This window comes from Streptomyces sp. ISL-66, from assembly GCF_018614135.1.
GTDB lineage: Bacteria > Actinomycetota > Actinomycetes > Streptomycetales > Streptomycetaceae > Streptomyces.
In genome coordinates this window covers 101,478-122,616 of sequence record NZ_JAGGOW010000065.1, presented here as the reverse complement: position 1 = coordinate 122,616, position 21,139 = coordinate 101,478, and the positions used below count along the sequence as shown (strand labels likewise).

At 69.0% G+C, this 21,139-nt stretch carries 17 protein-coding genes and 2 pseudogenes; 18 read left to right on the top strand and 1 reads right to left on the bottom strand.

The genetic code is table 11. The features are described from left to right. Positions 1-7 precede the first annotated feature (7 nt). Positions 8-133, bottom strand: a pseudogene (locus tag J7E97_RS36985) (IS30 family transposase); the annotation flags it as partial. Between the two features lie 141 nt (positions 134-274). On the opposite strand from J7E97_RS36985, the gene J7E97_RS13790 reads away from it, so the two are divergent. The 18 genes and pseudogenes from J7E97_RS13790 (at position 275) to J7E97_RS13705 (ending at position 21,068) form a co-directional block, all read left to right on the top strand. Continuing rightward, complete coding sequence (locus tag J7E97_RS13790) at positions 275-898, top strand: TetR/AcrR family transcriptional regulator (RefSeq protein ID WP_215026559.1); 624 nt, start codon at positions 275-277, stop codon at positions 896-898. Between the two features lie 73 nt (positions 899-971). Then, positions 972-2,678, top strand: coding sequence for a PEP-utilizing enzyme (locus J7E97_RS13785; RefSeq protein ID WP_215026557.1), 1,707 nt, complete (start codon positions 972-974; stop codon positions 2,676-2,678). Then, on the top strand, positions 2,675-3,529 hold the full coding sequence (locus J7E97_RS13780; protein WP_215026555.1) for a PEP/pyruvate-binding domain-containing protein: 855 nt from the start codon (positions 2,675-2,677) through the stop codon (positions 3,527-3,529). The genes J7E97_RS13785 and J7E97_RS13780 overlap by 4 nt, the downstream gene beginning before the upstream one ends. A gap of 99 nt (positions 3,530-3,628) precedes the next feature. After that, positions 3,629-4,468 (top strand): hypothetical protein, encoded by an 840-nt coding sequence (locus J7E97_RS13775; RefSeq protein ID WP_215026552.1) that lies wholly within the window; start codon positions 3,629-3,631, stop codon positions 4,466-4,468. Between the two features lie 323 nt (positions 4,469-4,791). Beyond that, complete coding sequence (locus J7E97_RS13770) at positions 4,792-5,517, top strand: thymidine kinase (protein WP_308346492.1); 726 nt, start codon at positions 4,792-4,794, stop codon at positions 5,515-5,517. Positions 5,518-5,690: 173 nt separating this feature from the next. Beyond that, positions 5,691-7,301, top strand: coding sequence for a PQQ-binding-like beta-propeller repeat protein (locus J7E97_RS13765; protein WP_215026549.1), 1,611 nt, complete (start codon positions 5,691-5,693; stop codon positions 7,299-7,301). Between the two features lie 343 nt (positions 7,302-7,644). Then, the gene (locus J7E97_RS13760; RefSeq protein ID WP_251054417.1) at positions 7,645-8,430 is read left to right on the top strand and encodes a hypothetical protein; all 786 of its coding nucleotides are present in this window, start codon (positions 7,645-7,647) and stop codon (positions 8,428-8,430) included. Positions 8,431-8,528: 98 nt separating this feature from the next. After that, positions 8,529-9,178 (top strand): annotated as a pseudogene (locus J7E97_RS13755) (thymidine kinase). Between the two features lie 987 nt (positions 9,179-10,165). Then, entirely contained in the window at positions 10,166-10,783 is a 618-nt protein-coding gene (locus tag J7E97_RS13750) for a hypothetical protein (protein ID WP_374224151.1), read from the top strand. Positions 10,784-11,450: 667 nt separating this feature from the next. Beyond that, positions 11,451-11,609, top strand: a complete 159-nt coding sequence (locus J7E97_RS13745; RefSeq protein WP_215026539.1) for a hypothetical protein — start codon at positions 11,451-11,453, stop codon at positions 11,607-11,609. Between the two features lie 179 nt (positions 11,610-11,788). Then, on the top strand, positions 11,789-12,949 hold the full coding sequence (locus tag J7E97_RS13740) for a cytochrome P450 (protein WP_215026536.1): 1,161 nt from the start codon (positions 11,789-11,791) through the stop codon (positions 12,947-12,949). A gap of 94 nt (positions 12,950-13,043) precedes the next feature. Further along, positions 13,044-14,345, top strand: coding sequence for an MFS transporter (locus J7E97_RS13735; RefSeq protein ID WP_215026533.1), 1,302 nt, complete (start codon positions 13,044-13,046; stop codon positions 14,343-14,345). Position 14,346: 1 nt separating this feature from the next. Further along, positions 14,347-15,612 (top strand): glycine amidinotransferase, encoded by a 1,266-nt coding sequence (locus tag J7E97_RS13730; RefSeq protein WP_215026530.1) that lies wholly within the window; start codon positions 14,347-14,349, stop codon positions 15,610-15,612. Between the two features lie 13 nt (positions 15,613-15,625). Continuing rightward, the gene (locus J7E97_RS13725; RefSeq protein WP_215026527.1) at positions 15,626-16,942 is read left to right on the top strand and encodes an acetyl-CoA carboxylase biotin carboxylase subunit family protein; all 1,317 of its coding nucleotides are present in this window, start codon (positions 15,626-15,628) and stop codon (positions 16,940-16,942) included. Beyond that, the gene (locus tag J7E97_RS13720; protein WP_215026522.1) at positions 16,939-18,246 is read left to right on the top strand and encodes a hypothetical protein; all 1,308 of its coding nucleotides are present in this window, start codon (positions 16,939-16,941) and stop codon (positions 18,244-18,246) included. The genes J7E97_RS13725 and J7E97_RS13720 overlap by 4 nt, the downstream gene beginning before the upstream one ends. Further along, the gene (locus J7E97_RS13715; protein WP_215026521.1) at positions 18,236-19,315 is read left to right on the top strand and encodes a serine O-acetyltransferase; all 1,080 of its coding nucleotides are present in this window, start codon (positions 18,236-18,238) and stop codon (positions 19,313-19,315) included. Before J7E97_RS13720 ends, J7E97_RS13715 begins: the two co-directional genes overlap by 11 nt. A 5-nt stretch (positions 19,316-19,320) precedes the next feature. Then, complete coding sequence (locus tag J7E97_RS13710; RefSeq protein WP_215026518.1) at positions 19,321-20,283, top strand: PLP-dependent cysteine synthase family protein; 963 nt, start codon at positions 19,321-19,323, stop codon at positions 20,281-20,283. Then, positions 20,280-21,068 carry a methyltransferase domain-containing protein gene (locus J7E97_RS13705; protein ID WP_215026516.1) on the top strand — a complete coding sequence of 263 codons (789 nt, stop codon included), beginning with the start codon at positions 20,280-20,282 and terminating at the stop codon, positions 21,066-21,068. Before J7E97_RS13710 ends, J7E97_RS13705 begins: the two co-directional genes overlap by 4 nt. The last annotated feature ends 71 nt before the right edge of the window (positions 21,069-21,139 follow it).

The window sequence follows — 21,139 nt, the reverse complement described above, 5'->3', positions numbered from 1 at the left end:
CCAATGTCTAGGCTGCGTGCAGTTTCTGCAGGCGCTCGGCTGGGGTTTCCCAGCCGAGCGTTTTGCGTGGTTGGTGGTTGAGCTGGTCGGCGACGGCGTCGAGGGAGACCGCGGTTGTTCTCGCGCACCGCGTGAATGTGGGGGACTTCTGATCGAGTCCGACAGCAGGGGACCGGGGTCAGGGCTGCGGTCAGCATGATCCTCGACCCCCCTCCAGGGTAATTATGTCCGTTTATTGACGGTTTGGCGTCTATTGGAGTACCGTCAACGTGTCATGAATAAGAGACGCCGGTACGAGAGTCCGCTGCGCGCCGAGCAGCTGGAGCAGACCCGGCAGAGGATCTTCCAGACGCTCACCGAGGCCATCGCCGACGAGACCGTGGAAGAGCTCACCATCCCGCTCGTAGCGCGGCGCGCCAAGATCGCCGTACGCACCGTCTACCGGCACTTCCCGACCCGGGAGGAATTGTTCGGGGCATGGGGCGATTGGGCCCAAGCCCATCTCCACGTGCTCATGCTGTCCTACCCGGACACCCTGGAAGGACTGCGCCGGACGATTCCGGAGCTGTACCGCTCGTACGACGAGCACGAGGCGCTGATCCTGGCCATGCTGAACTCCAAGGCGGCCCTGCCGCTGCGGCGCCAGGGCCGGGCCCACCGGTTCAGTTCCGTGGAGACGGCCCTGGCCGAGGTGACCGTCGCGTCCTCCCCGACGGCCCGGCGCCGCGCGGTGGCGGTTCTCTACCTGCTGGTGAGCGCACCGGCATGGCAAGCGATGCGCGAGCAGGCAGGGCTCGACGGAGCCGAGGCCGGTGAGGCTGCCGCCTGGGCGGTCCGGGTCCTCACCGATGCCCTCCAGCGCGATCCGGAGGGTCCGGCAGGCAAGGCCGCCACCTGAGCCACCTGGGCCGCCTGGGCCACCTGGGCCACCTGGTCAGTCGAATCATTCGAGCGGCGAGGAGGAGAAGGCCATGAACGTCGCCGCCGCACCCACGTTCGCCCCTCCGGGACCGGGTACCTGGTCCCTCGATGCCACCCACTTCACACGCCCTGTCACCCGCTTCCATGCCGAGATCTACCTGGAGGGGTTCCACCGGGGCTTCGGCGAGAGCCTGCGCAGGTACGGCTCGCTGCTGGAGCGTCTCGACTGGGTGTTCGTCAACGGCTTCAGCTACTACTGCCCCCGGCCAGTGGGCGCACCGCCGGACGTCTCGGGTCATCCGCCGCGGGAGGCATGGGAGCGCATGGCGGCCGACGACCCGCGGATCCGGGAACGGCTGGCGACGAGCGCGACGGTCTTCGAGCACAGGCTGTGGCGCGAAGACCTCCGCCGATGGGACAGCGAGGTGAAGCCGTCGCTGCTGGCCGACCATCACGCAGTGCTGCGGGTGGAACCCGCGGCCCTGGACGACGTCGGCCTGCTGGCCCACCTCGACCGCTGCCGCGAGCACCAGCGGCGGGCCGGCTACCTGCACCATCTGTTCAACATGCCGGCTCTGCTACCGATGGGCGATCTCCTGTCGCACTGCCGGGAGTGGACCAGCCGTGCCCCTGAGCAGATTCTTGCGCCGCTGGCCGGATCGAGCCCGGACCCGTTGGCGGCCGGCGAAGAACTCGCGCGGCTGACGGCGGCGGTCGCTGCGGACCGCGAGGCGCGCGACCTGCTCGCCTCGTCCGCCGAACCCGCGCAGCTACTGAACGCGCTGCGCGCGCTGCCGGACCCGACCGGTGCCGCCGCGACCGCGTACATCGACCAGGTGGGCTGGCGGCCCGTCAACGGTGAGGACGTCGGCGACCCTTGTGTCGTGGAGCTGCCCGGTCTCGTCGTCAGTGCCATCCGTACCACGCTGGCCGGTCCGCCGCTCGCGAACGAGGAGCGGGCAACCGAGGAGCAGGCAGCCCTGGCGGCCGAGCTGCGCATCGCGGTGCCCCCGTTGCACCGCGGTCGCTTCGATGAGCTGCTCTCCGAGGCCCGACTGGTGTCCCGGCTGCGCGACGAACGCGGATCGTACGCCGACCTCCCGGCCATCGGCCTCACCCGCCGCGCTGTCCTGGCCGCCGGCCGGCGACTCGTCCGGACCGGACGGATCGCCGACCCCGCCCACCTGGTCGAGGCCGACTACGCCGAGCTGCGCGAACTGGTCCGTACCGGCGAAGGCCCGGACCCCGGCGAACTGGCGGAGCGTGCCCGCTACCGGGAACAGGCCCGGTATGCCGACGCCCCGCCCATGCTCGGGCCGCCCCCGGGCGATCCGCTGCCACCGCAATGGCTGCCTCCCGCAGCCGCCCGACTGGAACGGGCAATGGGGGCGGTGGTCCTGGCGATGTTCGGCACCCCGGAGGCGCGTACCGCGGGACGGACCGTGCACGGTCTGGGTGCGAGCCCCGGAGTCTACGAGGGCACCGCACGAGTCATCCGCAGCGTGGCGGAGTTCGGGCGGCTCCAGCCGGGCGACGTCCTGGTGACCAACGCGACCACAACCGCATTCAACATCGTCTTGCCGCTGCTCGGTGCGATCGTCACCGATCGCGGCGGGGCACTGTCCCACGCGGCCATCGTCGCCCGGGAGTTCGCGATCCCAGGAGTGGTCGGCTGTACGGATGCCACCGCGGTACTTCCTGACGGAGCCCGGGTCCGTGTGGATGGCCGGGCCGGAGAAGCGGCGGTCGTGTCATGAGAGTGTGGCGTTCCGCCGTGGTGGCGCTCGGGTCCGCAACAGACGAGGCCCTGTACGGCGGCAAGGCCGCAAACCTCGCGATCGCCGTCCGCGCCGGGCTGCCTGTGCCTCCAGGCCTCGCCCTCTCCTGGCCATTCGTGGACGCGATCGCCGAGGGCGCCGCCGACGCACACGAGGCGCTGCGTGCGGCGGTCGACCGGCTGCCGGGCGGATCACAGGCGCCGGGCGGCCGGCCCCTGGCCGTGCGTTCCTCCGCCCCGGGCGAGGATTCGGCACAGGCGAGCTTCGCCGGCCAACATCTCAGCTGTCTCAACGTGGATACCCCCGAGGCACTGACCGAGGCGGTCCAGGCCGTTCGGGAGTCCGCCCGCGCCCCCGCCGCGCTCGCCTACCGCCACCGGCTCGGGCTGGTGGGGCCACCGTGCATCGCCGTGGTCGTGCAGGCTCTGGTGGCAGCTGACTGCGCTGGCGTCCTGTTCACACGTGATCCCCTCGACGGCTCCGAGATCGTGGTGGTCGAGGCGAGTTGGGGGCTGGGCGAGTCGGTGGTCGAAGGCCTGGTAGTCCCGGACCGCTACCGGATCGACGGTAGCGGCCGGGTGCTGGAACGCGTCGTAGGAATGAAGGACATCGCCGTCCGGCCCGCACCGTTCGGCGGCACCATTCAGGTCGCCGTACCCCCCGAACGCGTCCGAACGCCGTGCCTCGACGACGCGCAGCTCACCGAGCTGCACGAACTGGCTTCCCGCTGCGTACTGGTCTTCGGGGGGCCGCAGGACCTCGAATGGGCCTTCGCGGACGGATATCCGCACCTGCTCCAACGGCGGCCGCTGACCGTGAACACGGGGTAGCTCCGCGCCCCCGCCGCGCGGGGCCGCTGCGGACCGGACCGGTGGCACCATGAACACACAGACGGTGCCGAAGCTCGGTACCGGTTCCCGGGGGTCATCATGAACATCCGGCTCCGACTCACCCGACTCTTCGCAGTGACGGCCACGACCGGCATGCTGCTGACTGCCTGCGGAGGCTCCGGCGGGCACCCGTCCACGTCGGGATCACCGTCCGCCGTACCGGGCACGTCCCCGGCGCCCTCCCCGACTCCGACCGCACCCGTCACGCCCGGTACGCCCGCGCCGACCACCTCCGCGCCCGACGGCGGCACGCCGCCCCTCGGCTCCGCGCTCCTCCAGCCCGTGTGGCCGTTCACCACGCTCGCCCAAGCCCAGGCGTGGGAACGCGACTTCCGCTCCGATGGCCACCAGCCCTGGCATCTCGACCCGGTCCAGACCGCGCTCTCCTTCACCCAGGGCTACCTCGGCTTCCAGGACGTCGGCCGAGTGTCCTCGCCTACCGTCAGCGGCCGGGATGCCCGGATCGGAGTCGGCCTGAGCGTGCCCGAGGGCGCCGAGGGGGCCAGGGGCACCGTGGCGGTCATCCACCTCGTGCGGTACGGCAACGGCCCGGACGCCCCGTGGGAGGTCGTGGGCACGGACGACACGACGCTCTCGCTGACCACGCCCGCGTACGGATCGGTCGTGCACTCCCCGGTGCTGACCGGCGGCCGGATCACCGGTGTGGACGAGAGCATCCGCGTGCAGGTGCGCCAGCCCTCGTCCACGGCCCCGCTCGGCACCGCCTGCTGTACCACGGCCGGCGGGAGCGCGCAGCCTTGGAACGCGTCCGTGTCGTTCACCGGCGCCCATGACCCGGTGCTGACGATCGTCGCGTTCACCGGCGGTCACCTCTCCGAGGTCGAGCGCTTCACGGTCACGGCGGTGCGTACCGGCTGACGCTCAGCGAGCCCTGCCCTCGTGACCGGAGGGCCCAGTCCCAGCGCTGCTCGGTGGTGCTGCCGTCGTATGGTCTCGACCAGCGTCATCCGGGACGTCACCCCTTCGCCCTGACCCTGGGCTGCGAGGTCGAACCAGGCGATCACCTCCGGTTGCCGCGCACGGCCAGGCCCGGGGGTGAAGGTGCGCAGCACCCGTTCAGCGCTTATGAGAACGACTTCTACGGCAGGGACGGGACGGCGGAGGTGATGGTGGCTGTGCAGCGGGCGGGGCCGGGCCCCGCAGAGCCACGTCTGGTGGTGGCGCGTGCCGAAGTCCGCGCCGTGGTGAAACCGGATGGAGCGGCCCGGGGGCCGACGCTCGAAGCCGTCCCAGGCCACGCTGACGACCGTGGGGCCTGTCGGCGTGCCAGCGGTTCCGACGATGGAGGTTGGTCGACCAAGAGCACCCTGGCTCTCCAGATCGCCCACAACCGCGACGCGCGAGGGCTTCAGGGCGTCATCTTCACCCGTGACGACCGTGCGGGGGAGGGCAAGCTGTCCTCCCGCCTGGGGCTGGTGACGGAGGCGGTGGAGGCTCCGGAGGGCATGGACCTGTACGCGTACCTGGTGGCGCAGCTCTCCAAGGGCGGTAAGGCGGACTACGTGATCGTGGACGAGGCCCAGTTCCTCGCGCCGGAGCAGATCGACCAGTTGGCCCGCATCGTGGACGACCTGGGCCTGGACGTCTTCGCCTTCGGCATCACCACGGACTTCCGTACGAAGCTCTTCCCGGGCTCGCAGCGCCTGATCGAGCTGGCGGACCGCCTGGAACAGCTCCAAGTCGAGGCCCTGTGCTGGTGCGGCGCCCGCGCCACGCACAACGGCCGTACGGTGGGCGGCGAGATGGTGGTCGAAGGCGCACAGGTGGTCGTCGGCGACGTGAACCGCCCGGCGGAGGAGATCGGCTACGAGGTCCTGTGCCGCCGCCACCACCGCAGGCGGATGACGAGCGCCACGGCCCATGCCGACGCCCTCTCCCCGGACGTCCTCCCCGTCAACCACGCTTGAGAGGGTGAGCCCGAACGCGGCGTGCGCGAGGGAGGCGCTGTCGACTTGGGTGAGCCCGCCCGCACCTGGCGGGTACACGCGCCGGGGGAACCAGGGCCGGAACCGGGCACGGTGACGGGAAGTAGTCTAAAAAAGTATCCCAGTTTGCCCGTCCCGCCAGCCACACTGACCCCATGACCCGTCGCGACTTCGACGAACTGCCGGGCCCTGATCGGCAACCGCAGGCAGTCCAGCCGGGCTACGGCTCGGTCTACCGGACGCCACAGCCCGGATCGGGGCCCGTGCCGGGCAATCCCTACGCGCAACCGCCGGTGCAGGCAGCGGACTTCGTACGCCCGCCCCGCCGCGGCCTGCGGGGCAGGACCGGCGTGCTGGTGGCGGCCCTCGTCGCGGCCCTGCTCGCCCTCGGCGGCGGCTCGTACATCCTCCTGCGCGACGGCTCCGGCGACGCCGGGGACGGCGACACCGCCGCCCCCCTCGCGTCCGCATCCGTGGACCAGGGAGACGGCCAGGGCCCCGGCGGCCCCCCGTTCGTCTTCGACCCCAACGCCGGAATTCAGCCGGGCGAGGGCCGGGTCTGGCTGGTGTCGAACCGGACCGAACTGGCCGGCTCTGGTGCCTCGCAGCACGGCCCCTGGCGCGTGGGGGACGCCGTGATCAAGGCGATGTACAAGGAGGTCACCGCCTACACCGCGACCGACGGCAAGGAGAAGTGGAGGCTTCCCCTCGCCACGCCGCTGTGCGGGGTCCCGGAGAGTCCCGGCCCGAACGGGAAGATCGTCGTCGGGGTCCGCGAGAAGGACAGCGCCACCTCCCAGTGCACCCACCTCCAGCAGGTCGACCTCGCCACGGGCCAGGCGGGCTGGAAGCTGGAGATACCGAAGGAGAAGGTCTTCGACCAGGATCTGGAGTTGCGGCTGGCCATCTCAGGGGACACCGTCGCGGTGGCGCGTGCCGCGGTCGTGAGCGGTTTCTCGGTCACCGACGGGCATAAACTCTTCGGTACTCCGAGCAGCGGCTGCGCCCCCGCGACGGTCGGCGGCGCCGCCGCCAGGCTGATGCTCGTACGCGACTGCTTCGGCCAGGACTCGGCCGACCGGCAGTCGGTGATCGAGGAGATCGACCCGGCGACCGGCGCTGCCAAGTGGAGCCACCAGTACGCGAAGGGCTCGAACCTCGGCCAGATCCTGTCCGTGGACCCGCTCGTCGTCAGCACCTACAACACGCAGGAGAAGGTCTGGAACATCACGGCCTTCGCCGCCGACGGCAAGGTCCGCTCGCAGACCAATGCCGCCTTCGGGGTCAGCAAGCGGTGCAACGGCTGGGGCAGCGGCAGCGGCGACCTGCACGACTGCAACGCGGCGGTGGCCGACGCGGACACCCTCTACATCGCGGGCGGCACACCCGACGCCAAGTACCCGCTGGGCGTCGACAAGCCCGACGAGGTGATTGCGGTCGACCTCAACACCGGTCAGGTGAAGTGGCGCACGACGGGCCCCGACGGCCGCGTCATGTTCCCGCTGGCCATCGAGGAGGGGAAGGTCGTCGTCTACGTGGACACGGACAAGGGCCTGTCCGCGGCGATGGCGGCCATCCCGACGGGCGGAGGCCGGCCCCAGATATTCCTGCAGAGCCCGAAGATCGCCAAGGGGCCCGAATCCGCCTTCTCCCCCTCCAGCGTCCGGCTGGCCTGGGTCGAGGGACGCGTCTTCCTGCTCAACGGGTCCGTACGCAGCCCGGAGCCGAAGAAGGTGGACCACTCCCTGCTGTCCTTCGGGAAGTAGGTCGCGGGACCCCGGCGGGAAGGGTGGCCGGATCCGAGCCCTCCCCGCCCCCGAGGCGTGACGAGCGGCGGCCACCGCCCTATTGTTGCGCGCCATGTGGCCAGGACAGCAGACGCCCGATGGGGACCAGAGCAGGCAGAACCCGGGGCAAAACCCTTACCGGCAGCCGGTTCCCGGACAGCAGGGCGCCCAGACCGGCCCCTACGGACCTGGCACATTCGGCCAACCTTGGCAGGGCGCCACGCCCGGTACGCACCAGCAGTACCCGTCCGGCGCGCCGACTCCGCCTCCCGGACCGGCGCCGCGTTCCGCGCCCCGGCGTAAGGCCGTCGTGGCGATATCGGTGACGGTGGCTGCGGGGGTGGCCGTCGCGGTGACCGCCGCGGTCCTCTTCCGGGACGGCGGCAGGGCGGACGGCGCCGGGGGGTCGGCTTCCCCTGCACCCGCCTCCGGTTCCCCGTCCGCCTCCGTGACCTCGGGCGCCCCGGGCACCGTGAAGTCGACGGTCAAGGGCTGGAAGGTCGTGGTGAATCCGGCGCACGGCACCGCCTTCGACGTACCGCCGGACTGGGAAGTCCTGGGGCCGCAGATCTTCAGCGGCTTCTCGGACGACAAGGACCCCGACAAGCCGGTGATCGGGCACACCGCGCCCGCCTTCTTCAAGAAGAAGTGGTGCAGTCTGGATGCCAACGGCGACGGCTACGTCAACGACATCGCGCTCGCGTCCACCGGTACCAAGGGCGCCGACGGCGCAAAGACCACCGACGAGGTCGCCGAGAAGACGGCGACGGCCTGGGCATACTCCGCGTTCGCGTCCCCGGACAAGGAGGTCGTCAGGTGGGACAAGCCGGTGGCCTACACAACCAAGGCCGGAGTCAAGGGGAGTTACGTGAAGGCCCGCACCGAGGGCGCCAAGAAGGACCACAAGTGCGCGGGGGACGGATGGGCGATCGCCTTCGGCTTCAAGAATTCCAAGGGCGACTTCGTCGCCTGGGACTTCTACGGCCGGTCGGGCGTCCAGGGAGCCGTCCGCGACGACCTGGTCATGCGCATCCTCAGCACGGTCCGCCTCTCCGGCGACCCGGTCCCAGACCCCCTCCGCAAAGAGGCCTCCCCTTCGTCTCCGTGAGTCTGGAGGCAACCCCGGCGCTGGACCTCTACGCATGTGTGGTGGAGTGCCTGTCGCGGGCACGGCAAGGTCGACTACGTGGTCGCGGAGTGCTGGATGTGGTCCCGCCGGCAGGGGATGGTGGACCCGGACATGGTGGATGGCCGAGCAAAAGGACACTGGCGCTCCAGATCGCCCACAACCGCGACGCGCGGGGGGCTTCAGGGCGTCATCTTCCCCCGTGACGACCGTGCGGGGGAGGGCAAGCTGTCCTCCCGCCTGGGCCTGGTGACGGAGGCGGTGGAGGCACCGGAGGGCATGGACCTGTACGCGTACCTGGTGGCGCAGCTCTCCAAGGGCGGTAAGGCGGACTACGTGATCGTGGACGAGGCCCAGTTCCTCGCGCCGGAGCAGATCGACCAGTGGGCTCGGATCGTCGATGACCTGGGCCTGGACGTCTTCGCCTTCGGCATCACCACGGACTTCCGTACGAAGCTCTTCCCGGGCTCGCAGCGCCTGATCGAGCTGGCGGACCGCCTGGAACAGCTCCAAGTCGAGGCCCTGTGCTGGTGCGGCGCCCGCGCCACGCACGGTGGGCGGGGAGATGGTGGTCGAGGGCGAGCAGGTCGTCGTCGGTGACGTCAACCGCTCCCCGGAGGAAGTCGGCTACGAGGTCCTCGGCCGCCGTCACCACCGCCGCCACATGACCAGCGCCGCCGCCCACGCCGCCGCCATCTCCCCGGACGTCCTCCCAGTCAACCACGCCTGACACAACCCCTGCGCCCTTGGTTGTGTCAGGGAAGGGGCGCTTTACGCGGAAACTCTGGGGGACCGGCGCGGGAGATCGGCTTCGGTATCGGTGCATCAGATACCTTCCGGGCCGGTGCCCACTGGCCGTCGCAGGTATTCGGCCGTCCGCTGTCGTTCCGTGCATCGGACCGCGCGTCCCCGAGCCTCAGCCCGGCGTCCCATCCCGGGCGCCAAGTCCGGCAACGCCGTGGGCTCCCCCTTCGGCCTGGGCGCCTTCTTCGGCTTCGCGTCGAACCCCGGGCACTGACCCGCAGGTGCACTACGACGCCGGGTCGAGCCGCTTCCATGCCTACTTCGAAGATCGGCGATCTCGCCGCCGGCGGCACCCCGCTGACCGCGAACGTAGCGCCCGCAGGGGCAGGGCACGGTGGACGTCACCGTGACCACCCCGAACGGCACCAGCCCCATCTCCGCCGCGGAAAAGTTCACCTATGACGCGGGCGTTTCCGCGCCGACTGTCAGCGCGAGCACCCCGCCCCCGCCGAACGGCGCCGGATGGAACCCGCCGCGCGGCGGGAACAGCACGAGTCCGATCAGGCTGCGGATCTGCGACGCGTTCCCACCAGGGGGCTGCGGGCCGGCGGCTACAACCTGCGGTTCACCATCAGCGGTGCCAGCGCCTTGTTACAGGTCCTTGGGCTGTCACTCATCGGTCGGACGCCGTGCGGTGCCCGGTGTGCTGTGATGCCAAGGCCCTCTCCCTGAGGCGAAGTCAAGGCTGCTGTCGAGGGGCGCCGAGTGTCGCCGACGCGTAGCCTTGAAGTGGATATCACCCCAATTATTTCTTTCGTGCAGGGTGTGGTCGACAACCGACTGCCGAGGAACAGTGACCCGTCTTATGCCTCGCACGCCTGACAGTGATCGGCCGCAGGGCCGTCGTGCCCAAGGTTCCGCGCTGAGTGAGCAGGCGGCGCGTGCCGAACGCCGCCGCCGACTGCGGTTCGCAATGATCGTGAGCATCGTGGTGGCCGCGGTCATCGCCGGGCTCACGATCGCGGTGCTCTCCACAGGAGGCGGGCCGTCCCGGTCCACGGCTCCCGAGGCGGGCATACCGGTCACTCCGATGAAGACCGCCTCGGGCCGTGTGACCAGCCCGCCGTGGCCCGCGCCAAACGATGCTTCCGCGCGGGCCGCGGCAGCGGGGCTGCTGATGCTGGGCGAGGAGGGCAACGTCGAGCACATCCACACCCACCTGGACGTCATCGTGAACGGCAAAGCGGTGGTTGTCCCCGCGGACATCGGCATCGACCACAAGGCGCAGCAGATCAGCCCGCTGCACACCCACGCGGAGAACGGCGTGATCCATGTCGAGTCCCCGGTCAAGGCCACTTTCTCCCTCGGCCAGTTCATGACCGAATGGGACCTCGCCCTCACGTCGGACTCCATCGGCGGGCTGAAGGCCGGCGGCGCCAACGAATTCCACGCCTACGTGAACGGCAAGGAGCGCCCCGGCAACCCGGCCGCGATCGAGCTTCGGGACCACGACGAGATCGCGCTCGTATTCGGACCGGCAGACGTGAAGGTCGACGTGCCCAGCAGCTACGACTGGCCGAAGGGCAAGTGAGCAGCGGCTACCGGTAGGGGGCCAGGGCGGCGGCGGTGATGCGGGGGCCGTACCGGGCGAGCGCCGTGATACGCGGGTCAGGGCGGCCCGGCCGCCGCGGAGCCGACCGCTCCAGCCGCAGAGGGGTCTCCCTCGCCACCTGCCGCACGCAGCGCGCCGCCGGGCGCCAGCAGGCCGGAGCGAAGCCAGGAGGCCGTCCGCGCCGGCAAGGCGGGCGCGCCCGCGTCGTGCGCGGGCCTTGGTGGGGCAGGGAAGGCCTCAGCCTGGCAGAAGGCGGGCTTGGCTCGCCCTGACGGCGAGGCCGTCGTGCACAACCGGGAAGACGAGTCGGCAGAACGCCATGCGGAACGACGGCGTGCCCCGTACCGAGATCTGCGATCTGCGATCTGGCCACGTTCGTTCTCGCTGGAGGCAAGGCCGAAGGGGTCGGCCGCGCGATATCCGGTCCCGTCCCGCGTTCGCAGCGTGATCCATGGCTCATATCCGGATTCCGCAAGGGTGTCAAGTCACGCTTTTCAGTGGCGTGACCCGTCTTGCCCGGTCGGGTTTATTTGAAGCCATGGCCTCACCACACCAACTCCTACTCATAACGAATGCGAGGCCGAGCTTTCATCTCATTTCTGGCGGGCCAAAAGAGAAAGCCCCGCATAACTCAAGGGAGAGTCTGATGAATGGGTATTCCTGGACACGTCGTCTGTTGTTCATGGCCACGGCCACCGTGGCCCTGGCCGGCACCGTCGTGCTGGTCCCGGCGGCGGCCTTCGCATCGCAGGTAGAACACACCAAGGCGATTCCGTCCCTCTCCTGCCGCTACGCCGCAAGGTAGGCCGGGGCTTTCTGCGCCCCGGTCGCGCGAGTCCGCGGCCGATGTTTCCCACCGGAAAGGAGGGGTTGCCATGCGGTACGACCACTGCCTCTAGTTCGAGCAGGTCGGGCCCGGGTGACGCCGGGCCCGACCTCGCTTCACGCATGATCCGCCGTGACCTAAGACAGGAACGAAGGCCAATGACGACATCCATCAGCTACAACCCATTGGACTGGGCCACGATTGTCGACCCGTATCCGGTCTATGCCGAGTTGCGCGCCCGTGCGCCGGTGTTCTGGCACGAGCAGATGCAGTCCTGGGTGCTCACTCGATACCGCGATTGCCGAGAGGTGTTGCGCAACCACGAGTTGTGGGCTCGGGACTTGCGCCGCGTCGGGGCCGACGTTCCCGAGGGGCGAATGAACATCCAATACCAGGACCCGCCGGAGCAGGCGAAGTTGCGTGCTCTGATCGTCAACGCCATGCGGGCACCGGACACCCGGGACATCTGCCGGCGCGCCCGACCCGATCTCGAGGGGCATTTCGAACGGCTCCGCGATCGCGACGAGTTCGACCTCATGAGCGAGGTCGCGGCCCCACTCGCGCTGCAGATCACCTGTGACCTGGTTGGCGTGGAACCGCCGGCGCTGGAAACCTACGTGAGGATCTTCGAAGGGCTGACCCGGCGGATGGACAGCGGGCTCGAGCCGAGCCACACCGAGCCCGGGGAGGAAGTGGGACTCGAACTTCACGCGATGATGAAGGCGTGGTTCGTGAAGACCCGGCTTCCGGGAATGATCGCGAGCCTGCGGGAGAGTCCGCACACGAAAACGATGCCGGACGCATACGTCCGGAACACGGTGAGTGCGGTTTTCAACGCCAGTTACAGCACGGTCTATGCATCGACCGGAGCCGTCGTCCTGGCTCTGCTGCAGCATCCACACGTACTCGATCAGCTGCGCGATCGCAGTCTGATGGCTACGGGGGTGGCGGAGCTGATCCGCTTCTGCAGCCCGGCCCAGGGCACGAGCCGGGTGGCGACCGAGCGAACGAAGATCGGCGACACCACGATCGAGCAGGGTGAGGCCGTCGTGACCCTTTTCGCCGCTGCCAACCGGGATCCGGAGTACTTCGCCCAGCCGGATGAGCTCATTCTCGACCGTTCACCCAACCAACATCTGGGATTCGGATGGGGTCCGCACATCTGTGCCGGCGCACAACTCGCAACGGACTGGCTGTATGAGCTCATCGACTTCCTGAACGAGCGGCCGTCGGAATTGACCTTGGCAGGCGAGCCCAGATATATGCGCTCCGCGACGCTTCGCAATCTGAAAGCGCTGCCCGTGAGCCTTCGCCATTGATCCCAAGCGGGCGCGCAGGCGTGGTGTCGAGAATGCATTGCGTCTGCTCGACGCAACCGACCCCTATTCACGAGCGAGGAAGGATCTGGACGGCATGGACAGGAAGCTGACGCTCGACGTGACGCCACTGCGGCAGTCGCCGGAATTCCGCCGGCTCTGGTTCGGGCAAGCCGTTTCCGGTGTTGGCGGGCAGATGACCGTTTTCGCCGTGGCGCTCCAGGTCTATCTGCTCACGAAGAGCACTCTGGCGGTCGGCGTCATCGGTTTGTGCACCGTGATTCCCATGCTGTCCATGGCGCTCGTCGGAGGCACGCTCGGCGACACGTACGACCGCAGGAAGATCGTCCTTTTCGCCGGTGGCGGCCAGGTGGCGGTGTCGCTGGCATTCGCCGTGCAGGCCATCGCCGGGAACGACCGGCTCTGGCTGCTGTACGTCCTGTGCATCGCGCAGTCGACCCTCGGCGCCGTCAGCGTCCCGGCCAAACGGACCTTCATGGCGCACCTGCTGCCCAAGGACCAGATCCCGGCAGGCGCCGCCCTCACCATGCTCACCATGCATTTCGCCGGGATCGCAGGTCCGATCCTCGCCGGTGCGGTCGCCGGGGTCTGGGGACTGCAGGTGTGTTACGCCGTGGACGCTCTCAGCTTCATCGTTGCGATCTACGTCGTCGCGAAGCTCCCGGCCATGCCGCCGCAAGGATTGATCGCCCGCCCCGGTGCCAAGGCGATCGTCGCCGCCCTGCGCTACATCCGCGTGAACAACGTCCTCAGGGGTGCGTTCCTCACCGATCTGAGCCTGACTCTGCTCGCGACCCCGACCGCTCTGCTTCCGGCGATCAATGATCTGAATCTGGGGGGCAAAGCCGAGACGCTCGGCATGCTGATGGCGGCGCCGGCCGTCGGAGGCGTCCTGGGATCGCTGTTCTCCGGGCGGGCCTGTCGGGCCACCCACAAGGGCCGGGGCATGCTGCTCGCGGCTGGCGCATGGGGAACCTGCATCGCGATCTTCGGGCTGGTCCAGGTTCCGGTACTCGCGATCGCGCTCCTGGTTGTCGCAGGTATGGCGGACGTCATCAGCGCCGTCTACCTCACGACGATCGTCCAGACCACGGTGGACGACAACTACCGGAGCAGGGTGAGCGCGGTCGAATTCGTCGTGGGCGCCGGAGGTCCACAGCTCGGCGGTATGCGCGCCGGCGCGCTCGGCGCGATCACCTCACCCGGCCTGTCCGCCGTCATCGGCGGCGCGACATCCGTTCTCGCGGCAGCGTTGCTGGCCGTTGCCTTGCCGAAGTTCGTTCGGTGGCAATCCGAGTCCTCGGACCGGGCGACCACCGAGGAACTCGCCAGGGAGCCATCTGAAATCAAGGCACATGCCGACTCGGAGAGGGATTGACATGACTTTGGAGATCTTTTCGCCGCAGCAGGCGGACATCGACGCCGACGTGTCGAGGGTGACCCGGCCAGGCGCGTCTGCCGGCCCGATCGTCAATTCGTGGAACGAATGGGACCCGCTCGAGGAGATCCTCATCGGCCGCGCGGACGGAGCCTGCTTCGAACCGACCGAATCCGGGTACCGCCCCCAACTCCGCGGGACCCCCAGCGGTCAGCGCTTTCCCACCGGGCCGAAGTCGCCCGATGTGACAGCCCGCGCGAACGAGGAGCTCGAAGGGCTTGCCGAGCTCCTGCGCACGCTCGGGGTGACGGTTCGCCGTCCCGACGCCGCTGATTTCACAGCGGCCGTGAAGACGCCGTCCTTCGAGGTCGCGAACCAGTACTGCTCTGTCTGTCCTCGCGACGTCCTCATCACGGTGGGAAACCAGATCATCGAGGCCACGATGTCGCGGCGGGCCAGGTTCTTCGAGTACCTGCCGTACCGGAGCCTTGTCTACCGCTACTGGACCGCCGACGAGCGCGTGGTGTGGACCGCGGCGCCGAAGCCCTCCATGAGCGACACGATGTACCGCCCGGAATTCTGGGAGCTGACCCTGGCCGAGCGGCACGCGAGGATGCACGACTTCGAGTTCTGCGTCACGCAGGACGAAGTGCTCTTCGATGCGGCTGACATCACCAGGGCGGGCCGCGACATCTTCGTCCAGGAATCCATGACGACCAACCGGGCGGGTATCCGCTGGCTGCGAAGAGAACTCGAACCTCGCGGTTTCCGCGTCCATGTGCTGCATTTCCCGCTCGATCTCTTCCCCTCCCACATCGACTGCACATTCGTCCCGCTGCGACCAGGGCTGGTGCTCACGAACCCGGACCGGCCGCTCGAGGCCGACGAGCGGGAGTTCTTCGTCCGCAATGGATGGCGACTCGTCGACGCGCCGACGCCGGCGTATGGCAATGACGAGATGCCCCGCTACAGCCAGTCCTCCAAATGGCTGTCGATGAACCTGCTGAGCGTCGCTCCGGACGTGGTCGTCTGCGAAGCGAGCGAGAAGAACCTGCACGAGCTGCTGCGCGGGCTGGGGTTCGAGGTCCTCACGGTCCCGTTCCGCAACGTCTACGAGTTCGGCGGCTCGCTGCACTGCGCGACCTGGGACGTCCGCCGGACCGGCGAGTGCCAGGAGTACTTCGCCGTTGCGGATCGCACCCCGCCGCACGCGCCCGGTGGCGACCTGGGCGTCCGCACTCACCACGACCCGATCACCCACTCTTGACGGAGGAAAGACCATGCATGTTCTACACATCGGCGCACATCCCAAGGCGATCCGCGGGCTCTACCGCGGCGGCCACGAGATCACGGTGCTGTACGAGGCGGCGGACGGGGACCGGATGTACCGCACCCCCGGGCTCAGGGAACTCGCGACGCGCGCCTGCGCGGTCGATTCCTACCGCCATGTGGAAGCGCTGTGGTCGGCTCTGCACCACCTCGGACCGATACCGAAGGTGGACGCCGTACTGACGACCAACGAGTACGGCGTCGTCGGTTCCGCCTTCCTCGGCAAGCAGCTCGACGCCATAGCCCTGGACCCCGCCGTCGCACTCGCCTGCCGGGACAAGGCCCTGCAGAAGACCAAGTGGCGCGAGGCAGACGTCCCGACGGCAAAGTTCGTGGTCCTACCGGAGGCGGCGACGCAGTCCGTCGACGCCGTGCGGACGCTGCTGGCCGCGGCCGGCCTCGAGTTCCCGGTCGTCGTCAAGCCCCCGGCCGCCGGCGGCGCGGAGTCGGTGTCCGTCGCAGAGACCGCCCACGACATCGTGCGGGTCGCGAGGCACAACCCTCAGCTGCGCAGGGTTCTCGTGGAGGAGTTCATCGACGGCCCGGAATGGCACTTCGACGGCATCATCCAGAACGGATCGATCGGCAGGTTGATGGTCTCCCGGTACGGCGAACCATTGCTGTGCACCAAGCAGGGCGAGCCGACCCGGTCGATGGGCCTGCCTCCCGCCAGGCATCGCGGCACGTACGCCGCCGCGAACGAGTTCGCGACGCGCGCGCTCAAGGCGCTCGGCCTGGAGACCGGCGTCTTCCATTTCGAGGCGTTCGGCCACCCGGGCGAGTTCGTCGCCAACGAACTCGCCTGCCGACCCGGCGGCAGCGGGTTGTGGACGGTGGCTGAGAAGACGATCGGCCTCGACCTGTTCGCTGCCGCCACGCAGCTGTTCACCGGAGACGAGGTGGAAACGCTCACGGCGTCGCCGGACAAGGTCCACGGATGGGTTCACCTGCCGTCGGTGGCCGGGTTCCCGAACACCGTGCACGAGGCCGACATCAGGGCCATCCCGGGCGTCGACGGCGTCGTTCTCGTTCCCCTGGGCGTGCCGATGCGGGACATGTCCGAGACCTCGTCTGCCGGGATCGGGTACGCGACCGTCGCCGCGGCGGACGAAGCCGAGTGCTGGCACGTCATGGCCGAGGCCGTGGCCCGGGTACGAGCGATCCACGACGAGCGCGGCCGCGCCGCACTCCAGGCCAGGAGCACGGTCGCCTCGGTCGGCGCGCCCCTCCGCCTCACGCACCGAGCACCGGCGATGGGAATGCGATGAGACTCTTGATTGCGAACGACATCGACGACACCCTCTTTCTCCGGCCGGACCCCCGAGCCTGGGCGCAACGCGTGTTCTGGTTCGCGGAGGAAGGCGATCTCGTCCTCGTCTCAGACACGCCGGATCCGGCCTTCGTCCAGCACGTCGGCAGGATCAAAGGCACCGACATGTCCCGGGTAGACGTCCGTCTGTGTCCCGAGGGCCTGCACGGCAGGCGAAGGATCGACTTCCTCGCGCTGTTCGACCGGCGGTTCCTCGACTCGATCGCCCGGGACGTCGCCTGCGTCACCGAGGTGTTCAGCCTGTTCCCGTCCGCCCAGTTGAGCGAGTTCGCATCAAAGCTCGGCATCCGGGATCGCCTGCCGGGAGTCGACTTCTTGGCCCAGGGCGGCGGTGAGCTGGCCAACAGTAAGTCGACCTTCCGAGCTTTGGCCGCAGGTAGCGGGGTGCGCATCGCGGCGGGGTCGGTGTGCCGCAGCCGGCTCGAGGCGACTGCGGCGACCCAGTGGCTGCTGGATGCCGGCCACGACGTGATGGTGAAGATGGCGCACCACGGGGCCGGGTCCGGCAACGAGATGGTCCTGCGGCCAGGCAGGCACGCACCCCATCACGTCGGCGCCCGGACCGTGCACGAGTTGGACAGCCGGCAGGACGCCGTGGCGGGGTACTGGCGTGACCGGTGGGACTGGGCATCCGCGGACGGCAGGTACGCAGTCGTGGTCGAGCAACTGCTCGATTCCACCGATAGCTACTACGCCGAGTACGCCGTGACCGATGCAGGGGTCAAGCTGGGGGGCGTCGGCTGCCTGTCCTTCGTCGACCGGAGGCTTGCCTTCGAGACGTTCCCGGCGCGCTCGCTGACCGAGTCACAACATCTGGAGCTGGTCTCCGGGGCCGAGACCCTTGCCCGTACCTACCACGGCATCGGATACCGAGGGCAGCTCTGTGCCGACGCGGTGGCCACCCGGGACGGGCGGATCGCCTTCACCGAGGTCAACGCCCGGACGACGACGTCCACTCACCTCTACGACATCATGGCGGGCCTGTCGCCCGACGAGATGACGATGCTCAGCCAGCGGCTCACCCCCGCGACCTGGAAGCCGATCTCCACCGTGGGCTTCCTGGAGACCGTGGCCGATGCCGGCCTCCTGTTCGACCGTGATCGACGGCGCGGCGTTCTCATGACGATGCCCGTCTCGCAGGCATCCGGGAAGGGCGGGTTCCTGTACGTGATCGTCTGCGGGGGCCCGGCGGAGGAAGCGGCATACCAACGTGAGCTGGGGAGGTTGTTCGATGAGACGTAGCCGTTCGTTGACGAGAAGTAGCCGTTCGCCGGGCGAGGCCGCCGCGACCCGGCTTCCGCACCTGATCACCGTGGGCGATGTGGAAGCCCGGCAGCGGCACGCGGCGCTGGCTGCCGCGCTGCGGGACGTCGCGCGTCCGCGGATGCGCCAGATCCGCTCGATGCTCGGGGCGTGGAAGCCGTGCTCACCGGAGCTCGTCGACCTGGTGGAAGGCGACCTGCTCGCCTTCACGCAGCGAGATCCCGCAGCCCACGGCTCATGGCGTGAGGTCGTGGGTTCCTACCGATGCTTCCGGGCAGTGCTGAGCCATCGGCTGGCACATTCCATCCTCGGCGCGCCCCTGCGCTCCGATGCCGACGGCAGTCGCCTGCGGATGCTCGCGCGCTCCATTGCCGAGCAGGCCACGGTGGAGACGGGGGTCGAAATCCACCCGGCGGCCGTGATCGGCAGGAGATTCGTGGTTGATCACGGCATGGGGACGGTCATCGGCGAGACAGCGAGCCTGGGCGACGACTGCTACGTCCTGCAGGGTGTCGTCCTGGGATCGACGGGAATCGCGGACAATCCGCGAGGCCGGCGGCACCCGGCCATCGGCTCGCGAGTCGAGATCGGCGCGTTCGCACGCATTCTCGGCCCGGTCGAGATCGGTGACGATGTCGTGGTCGGATGCCATGCCCTCGTGCAGTGCGACATCCCGGCAGGCGCCCGGGTGAGCGTGTTGAACCAGTATCAGGAGATCCGGGGCGGAACCACCATCGGCGTCACCGCCATCGAAGTGATCGGCGAAGGCCTCCTCCTGGTGCGCGGCAGCGGTCTGGCCCATCCCGGCCTCCGCGTGGAGGGACTGTCCGGACGCTACCGGAACGCCACGCCGGTGGTGGTACTCGACCGCGGCAACCGGCATCTGCTGCTCGGGCTGGACGCAACGGCCGGCAAGCCCCCTGCGCATGTCCGGCTGACCGTGCCCGACGGCACCAGTGTGTCGATCCTGGTACCCCGCGCCGCCGGTGTCCGGCGAACGCGCGACGATGGAGTCGGCTCCACCGCGTCACAGGCCGGGTCGAGGTGATGGACATGGTCACGCCCGTGATCGCCTCGTCGGTGCTGGATCTCATCGGCCGGACGCCGCTGCTCGAACTCCGACGGCTGACCGCAGACCTGGACCGGACCGTGTACCTGAAGCTGGAGATGCTGAACCCGGGCGGAAGCCACAAGGTACGGATCGCGCTCAACATGGTGCTGGCCGCCGAACACGAGGGGTTCCTCGTTCGCGGCTCCGGGCAGACCATCCTCGAACCCACCGGTGGCAACACCGGCATCGGGCTCGCGATGGTCACCGCATCGCTCGGATACCGCCTGGTCCTCGTCATCCCGGACAACTACAGCCCGGCCAAGCAGCGGCTCCTGCGAGCGTACGGTGCCGAGATCGTGCTGTCCGACCACCGTCTGGGCGGCAACTCGCACGGTGAGAAGGCGCTGGAGCTGCAGTTCGAGCACCCGGACTGGATCCTGCTCAACCAGCAGGCCAACCCCGCGAACCCGGCCGTGCACGACCGGACCACCGCCATCGAGCTGTTGGAGGCATTCTCCGGCGAGCTGCCGGACGTGATGATCGCCGGGGTCGGGACCGGCGGGCATCTCACCGGAATCGGCCGGACTTTGCGCCGACACCGACCGGATCTGCGGATCGTCGCGGTCACGCCTCCAGGATGCTCCTTCACGCAGAACAGGTTCACCACGCACCGATTGCAAGGTCTGGCCGTCGGACTGGTGCCCGCCAATCTCGACGTCGCGCTCATCGACGAGGAGATCGTCGTCACCGAGGACGAGGCCGCGACGATGATGCGGACACTGATGCGGGTCGAAGGCCTTGCGGTCGGTTTGTCCTCCGCGGCGAACGTCGTCGCCGCACTCACCTGTGCGCGGACCTGCCGCCCCGGCACACGGATTCTGACCTTCGCCTACGACTCTGCCCAGGACTACCTCGCCGAGCTCGCGGAGCCCGGCGAGACCACTCACCCGAGGAGCACATCATGACCGACATGCTCACCTTCAACGCGGAAGCGGCACGTAGGATCGAGCGGACCTACCGCACACCGGATGTCGTCGCGCAGCGCCGCACAGTCCTCGACACCCTCGAGCTGCGGCCCGGCGAGCGGGTGCTCGACATCGGGTGCGGACCAGGTCTGCTGGCCGCGGAGATGGCCACGGCCGTCGGCGCACACGGTCACGTCATCGGTGTCGACGTGAGCGAAAGCATGCTGGCGCTGGCTCGATCCCGGGCTGTCGTGCCGGGCGGGGCCAAGGTCGACCTGCGACCCGCGGCGGCGGATCGCTTGCCGTGCGCCGATGCGAGCGTCGACGTGGCAGTGTCGACGCAGGTCCTGGAATACGTCGTGGACGTGGCAGGCGCGCTCGCCGAGATCCACCGGGTGCTCGTGCCGGGCGGGCGCGTCGCGGTGCTGGACACCGACTGGGACTCCCTCGTGTGGCACTGCACCGATCGGCCACGGATGGCCCGGATGCTCGCGGCATGGGATCAGCATCTCGCTGATCCGCACCTCCCCCGCACCCTTCTCCCGGCGTTGCGCCGGGCTGGTTTCGAGACGTCCCCACCACTTGTCATACCGCTCCTCAACGTCGGCTACCGGCGCGACACATACAGCGCCGGTCTGATCGACATCGTCGCCTCGTACGTCGTCGGGCGCAACGGACTGACCGATGACGAGGTCGCCGCCTGGTCGAACGACCTGCGTCGACTCGGCGACGACTATTTCTGCAGCCTGAACAGGTACCTCTTCACCGCCACGAAGCCTTCCTGAGACGGGGATTGCGCCTCCGGCCGGGGCAACCGGCAAGGGCTCGGCACGGGTTGGCTTCCGAAAGGAAGGGA

Excerpts from the sequence above, each read along its gene's own strand:
- J7E97_RS13790 (WP_215026559.1), top strand. The coding sequence starts at position 275 with ATGAATAAGAGACGCCGGTACGAGAGTCCGCTGCGCGCCGAGCAGCTG.
- J7E97_RS13785 (WP_215026557.1), top strand. The coding sequence starts at position 972 with ATGAACGTCGCCGCCGCACCCACGTTCGCCCCTCCGGGACCGGGTACC.
- J7E97_RS13780 (WP_215026555.1), top strand. The coding sequence starts at position 2,675 with ATGAGAGTGTGGCGTTCCGCCGTGGTGGCGCTCGGGTCCGCAACAGAC.
- J7E97_RS13775 (WP_215026552.1), top strand. The coding sequence starts at position 3,629 with ATGAACATCCGGCTCCGACTCACCCGACTCTTCGCAGTGACGGCCACG.
- J7E97_RS13765 (WP_215026549.1), top strand. The coding sequence starts at position 5,691 with ATGACCCGTCGCGACTTCGACGAACTGCCGGGCCCTGATCGGCAACCG.
- J7E97_RS13750 (WP_374224151.1), top strand. The coding sequence starts at position 10,166 with ATGATCGTGAGCATCGTGGTGGCCGCGGTCATCGCCGGGCTCACGATC.
- J7E97_RS13745 (WP_215026539.1), top strand. The coding sequence starts at position 11,451 with ATGAATGGGTATTCCTGGACACGTCGTCTGTTGTTCATGGCCACGGCC.
- J7E97_RS13740 (WP_215026536.1), top strand. The coding sequence starts at position 11,789 with ATGACGACATCCATCAGCTACAACCCATTGGACTGGGCCACGATTGTC.
- J7E97_RS13735 (WP_215026533.1), top strand. The coding sequence starts at position 13,044 with ATGGACAGGAAGCTGACGCTCGACGTGACGCCACTGCGGCAGTCGCCG.
- J7E97_RS13730 (WP_215026530.1), top strand. The coding sequence starts at position 14,347 with ATGACTTTGGAGATCTTTTCGCCGCAGCAGGCGGACATCGACGCCGAC.
- J7E97_RS13725 (WP_215026527.1), top strand. The coding sequence starts at position 15,626 with ATGCATGTTCTACACATCGGCGCACATCCCAAGGCGATCCGCGGGCTC.
- J7E97_RS13720 (WP_215026522.1), top strand. The coding sequence starts at position 16,939 with ATGAGACTCTTGATTGCGAACGACATCGACGACACCCTCTTTCTCCGG.
- J7E97_RS13715 (WP_215026521.1), top strand. The coding sequence starts at position 18,236 with ATGAGACGTAGCCGTTCGTTGACGAGAAGTAGCCGTTCGCCGGGCGAG.
- J7E97_RS13710 (WP_215026518.1), top strand. The coding sequence starts at position 19,321 with ATGGTCACGCCCGTGATCGCCTCGTCGGTGCTGGATCTCATCGGCCGG.
- J7E97_RS13705 (WP_215026516.1), top strand. The coding sequence starts at position 20,280 with ATGACCGACATGCTCACCTTCAACGCGGAAGCGGCACGTAGGATCGAG.